The sequence below is a fragment of the Calidithermus chliarophilus DSM 9957 genome (genome assembly GCF_000430045.1).
In the GTDB taxonomy this organism is placed as follows: Bacteria; Deinococcota; Deinococci; order Deinococcales; family Thermaceae; genus Calidithermus; species Calidithermus chliarophilus.
In genome coordinates this window covers 320,891-325,093 of record NZ_KE387023.1, presented here as the reverse complement: position 1 = coordinate 325,093, position 4,203 = coordinate 320,891, and the positions used below count along the sequence as shown (strand labels likewise).

Below are 4,203 nucleotides of genomic sequence, written 5' to 3'. Positions count from 1 at the left end.
CGACCGTGGCGGCGGCACCGTGCAGGGCCTGGTAGGCCGCCAGCAGGGCGAGCTCGAGCGCCAGCGCGTCGGAGCGCTTGGCGAGGCGCTCCTGGGCCTCGTCGAGGGCGGTCATGGCCGCGACGAGGCGCTCCTCGGGGGCGCTGAGGTGCGGCCCCGTACCCAGGCCCAGCCGCGCGTAGAGCCCGGCCCGCAGGGCTTCCATCAGGCCCTGGGCCAGGGTGCGGGCGGCGAAGCCCTGGGTGTAGAGGCCCTGGGTGCGCTCGAGGGCCTCGCGGATGCGCCCGCCGTCGAGGGCCTCGGCCACCGCGAACAGCGCCTCCTGCGGCGGCAGGCCCAGCGCGGCCTCGGTCTGGGCGAGGGTGATGGCGCCCTCGAGGGTCAGCAGCCGGTCCAGCAGGCTCTCCCCGTCGCGCATGGCCCCGTCGGCCATGCGGGCTACCAGGCGCAGCGCGGCCGGCTCGGCCTCGCGGCCCAGGCCCTGCACGATGCGCCCGAGCTTCTCGGCGATCTCGCCCTCGGAGAGGCGGCGGAAGCGGAAGTGCTGGGTGCGCGAGAGGATGGTGGGGGGCATGCGCTCGGGCTCGGTGGTGGCGAAGATGAAGATCACGTGCTCGGGCGGCTCCTCCAGCGTCTTGAGCAGCGCGTTGAAGGCGCTCTTGGACATCATGTGGGCCTCGTCGAGGATGACCACCTTGCGGCTGGAGAGCAAGGGGGCCAGCAGGATCTTCTCGCGCAGGTCGCGCACGTCCTCGACGGAGTTGTTGCTGGCGGCGTCGATCTCGAGCACGTCGGGGTGCCGCCCCTCGCGCACCAGCCGGCAGCCCTCGCACACCCCGCAGGGCTTGGTCAGGTTACCGGCATTGCCGGTATGCGCTACGCGCACCCCCTCGTCAGGGCCGGTGCAGTTGACGGCCTGGGCGATGAGGCGGGCGCTGGTGGTCTTGCCCACCCCCCGCGGTCCGGAGAAGAGGTAAGCCTGGGCCAGCCGTCCCGAACGCAGCGCGTTGAGGAGCACCTCCTTGACGTGCTCCTGCCCCACCATCTCGTCGAAGGTGGAGGGTCGGGCTTGGCGGTAAAGGGCGCTCACGGGGATTAGCTTACCGCCAATCCCCCCGGGCGAAGCCAGGGCGCCTCACCCTCGAGGTTCCCTGGAACCGCGCCCGAATAGCTCGAGCGGTTGAAGCTAGAGTAAGGCAACGCCGAACAACCCCGGGAGGAGCCCATGGCACGGGTTATGGCAGTGTTTTTCCTCGGCATCCTGGCGCTGGGCCTGGCCCAGAACAACGCCTTCGTGGGGGTCTGGGAGGCCCGCTACAACGACCCCAACTTCGGGCCGACCTACGTGCAGATGGTCTTCCAGCCCAACGGCAGCTACTCCCAGGAGACGCGCACCCAGGCGGGGGGCTACGTGTACATCCCCGGCCGCTACCGCGTGGTGCAGCAGGGTGTGCTGCGCCTCGACATCGACCAGCGCAACGTCTACCCCAAGGAGTTCTGCGGGCCGCTGGGCTGCAACCCCATCCGCTACCCCGACGGCGAGACCCACTACTACCGCTTCCCCGACCGCAACACCCTGGTGCTGCAGCTCGCGAGTTGCCCGCCCGGGCAGTGCGTGATCACCTACCGCCGCGCGCGCTGAGCCTCAGGCCGGGTAGGCCGTCGCCCAGGCGACGCGGAAGGGGACCGCCTGCCCGGCTTGCGGGCGGGCCTCGGAGGGCACGTAGGCCAGCACCTCGCCCCAGGGGCTCTCCAGGTGCACCTCGAAGCGCTCGCCCAGGTAGGCCACCCGCCGCACGGTCGCCGACAGGCTGCCCTCGCCCACGCGCACGTCCTCCGGGCGCAGGGCCAGGAGGGCGGGGCCGCTGAAGGGCTGGGGGGCGTAGGCCTCGAGCACGGCCGACCCCAGGCGCACGCGCACCCCCGGGCCGTCCGGATGGGCCTCGCCCTTCAGCAGCGTGGTCATGCCGATGAAGCCGGCCACGAAGGGGTTGGCCGGGTAGCGGTAGATCTCCTCGGGCGTGCCCACCTGCTGCAAGCGCCCGGCGTTCATCACCACGATGCGGTCGGAGAGGGCCAGCGCCTCCTCCTGGTCGTGGGTGACGTAGAGCGCGGTGATGCCCAGCTCCTGCTGCAGGGCGCGCAGCTCGGCGCGCACCGAGCGGCGCAGCTTGGCGTCGAGGTTGGAGAGCGGCTCGTCGAAGAGGAGGAGGGGGGGCTCGAGCACCAGCGCGCGGGCCACCGCCACCCGCTGCTGCTGGCCGCCGGAGAGGGTGTGGGGGGCCCGCTCGCCCACCCCGGCCAGCCCCACGCGCTCCAGCGCCCCCTCCACCCGGCGCCGTATCTCGGGGGCCGGCAGGCGCTGGTTGCGCAGGCCGTAGGCCACGTTCTCGAAGACCGACATGTGCGGGAAGAGCGCGTAGCTCTGGAAGACCATGCCCAGGCCGCGCTGGTGGGCCGGCAACTCGGTGATGTCGCGCCCGCCCAGCAGGATGCGGCCCTCGGTAGGCTCCTCCAGGCCCGCCACCATCCGCAAGGTGGTGGTCTTGCCGCAGCCCGAGGGGCCCAGCAGGGTCATGAGGGTGCCGGCGGGCACCTCGAGCTCGAGGCGGTCCACGGCGGCGGCCGTGCCGAAGCGCTTGGTCAGTCCTTCCAGCCGCAGGGCGACGCTCATCGCACCCCTCCTCCCGCACGCACGTCGAAGCGGCGGCTGAGCGGGAACAGCAGCAGCACCACCGCCAGCAGGCTCAGGATCATCACCGTGCTCATGGCCGCGGCCCGGCCCATCTGCCCCTGCTCCACCCAGCCTAAAAGCAGCACCGTCGCCAGCAGGTTCCCCGGGCCCACCAGGAAGATGATCTGGCTCACCGCCGTCATGCCGCGCACGAAGGCGAAGGCCAGCCCGCCGATGAAGGCGGGCAGCAGCAGCGGCAGCACCACCCGCGCCAGGGTGCGCCCGCTCGAGCCGCCCAGGGTGGCCGAGGCCTCCTCGAGGGCCGGGTCGATCTGCGCCAGCCCGGCCACCCCCGCCCGGATGCCCACCGGCACCTCGCGGAAGATCAGGGCCAGCACGATCAGGGCGGTGGTCCCGGTGAGCACCCAGGGCTCGCCGTTGAAGGCCAGCACGTAGCCCACCCCCATCACCGTGCCCGGCATGGCGAAGGAGAGCAGCGCCGAGAACTCCAGCAGCCGCTTGCCCGCGAACTCCTGCCGGAAGACCAGGTAGGCCAGCAGCAGGCCCAAGACGGCGGTGGGGACCGCGGCGACGAGGGCGATCTTGAAGGTGTTGACGAAGACGGGCAGCCCCAGGGTGAGGAAGTCGTGGTAGTGCTTGAGGGTCGGCGTGTAGTTGAAGCCCCACAGTTGCACGAACGAGCCCACGATCACCGAGCCGTACAGCCCCACCACCAGCAGGCCCCACAGCGCCAGCAGCGCGGTGAGCAGGGCCTCGAGCGCCCCCGGCAGCGGCAGGGGGCGGCCCCCGGTGGGCTTGCCCGTGGTGGTCACGAAGGAGGTCTGGCCCAGCCAGCGGTACTGCAGCCAGAACACCAGCAGCACCAGCGCCAGCAGCACCAGCCCGTAGACGGCGGCCTCCACCGGGTCGTAGCGCCCGGTGAAGGCGATGAAGACCTCGGTCGCCAGGTAGTTGCGGTCGCCGCCCAGGATCAGCGGGTTGCCGAAGTCGGAGACCGACTCGATCACCGACAGCAGCAGCGCGTTGGCCAGGCCCGGGCGCAGCAGCGGCCAGGTCACGGTGCGGAAGACCCGCCACCGGCCCGACCCCAGGCTCGAGGCGGCCTCCTCGAGCGCGGCGTTGAGCCCCTGCACGCTGCCCCGCAGCACCAAAAAGGCCACGGGGGCGAAGGCCAGCACCTGCGCGGTGATGAGCCCCACCGGCCCGAAGAGGAAGTTCTGGTCCAGGCCCAGCAGCCCCGCGGTGATGAAGCCGTTGCGCCCGAACATCAGGATGAGCGCGAAGGCCAGCACGAAGGGCGGGGTGATGAGCGGCAGCAGGGCCAGCCCGCCCAGCAAAGGCTGCAGCCAGCGCAGGCGGGTGCGCTGCTGCAGCAGGGCGAAGGCCAGGCCCAGCAGCGTCGAGAGCGGGGCCACCACCCCGGCCACCAGGAGGCTCGAGGCCACCGCCCCCCGCCCGAAGAGGGCCACCCCCGCCGCCGTGCCCACCGCCGCGCCCACCAGCAGGCC

At 72.2% G+C, this 4,203-nt stretch carries 4 protein-coding genes; 1 reads left to right on the top strand and 3 read right to left on the bottom strand.

The genetic code is table 11. The features are described 5' to 3' along the window. The coding region (gene dnaX, locus MEICH_RS23020) for a DNA polymerase III subunit gamma/tau (protein WP_084542130.1) at positions 1-1,090 on the bottom strand (1,090 nt) is incomplete at its 3' end. 147 nt (positions 1,091-1,237) lie between these two features. Between dnaX and MEICH_RS0101680 the strand changes: the two genes are divergently transcribed. Next, positions 1,238-1,642, top strand: coding sequence for a hypothetical protein (locus MEICH_RS0101680; RefSeq protein WP_157202562.1), 405 nt, complete (start codon positions 1,238-1,240; stop codon positions 1,640-1,642). Between the two features lie 3 nt (positions 1,643-1,645). Here MEICH_RS0101680 and MEICH_RS0101675 read toward each other — a convergent pair whose 3' ends face one another. Beyond that, positions 1,646-2,674: an ABC transporter ATP-binding protein gene (locus MEICH_RS0101675; RefSeq protein WP_027891186.1), complete on the bottom strand. Its 1,029-nt coding sequence runs from the start codon at positions 2,672-2,674 to the stop codon at positions 1,646-1,648. Further along, a partial coding sequence (locus MEICH_RS23015) for an ABC transporter permease (RefSeq protein WP_036218135.1) occupies positions 2,671-4,203 on the bottom strand: 1,533 nt, incomplete at its 5' end. The genes MEICH_RS0101675 and MEICH_RS23015, both read right to left, overlap by 4 nt.